We start from the raw sequence: 284 nt of genomic DNA on the forward strand, positions 1-284 counted from the left end.
ATTCCGTTTATATTACTCTTATTCTTTCCTGTCACTTCCGTTATGATTAAGTTTGCAGTTATTCCGTTATCCAAATTTCTGTTTCTTACTACCAAACCCGCTATATGGGTATTTACTACTACATGTTTATTATTGTTTAGTATCAGCCCCTGTTCACTTACCTGTAATTCTTTTAATGAATTGTAGCTTGTTCCGTTTCTATTAGGCGAAGCTATATCTATTTGGTCTATTCCCGAAGCCGTCTTTGTTACTCTTGTCCCTATACTTGCAGGATCAGGTATTAC

The 284-nt window shown here is 35.6% G+C and carries 1 protein-coding gene; it reads right to left on the reverse strand.

What is annotated here, in order from left to right:
* On the reverse strand, nt 1-284 hold a 284-nt coding region (locus EII29_RS11735; RefSeq protein ID WP_158612576.1), incomplete at both ends, for a hypothetical protein.

The sequence above is a fragment of the Leptotrichia sp. OH3620_COT-345 genome (assembly GCF_003932895.1).
Lineage (GTDB): Bacteria > Fusobacteriota > Fusobacteriia > Fusobacteriales > Leptotrichiaceae > Pseudoleptotrichia.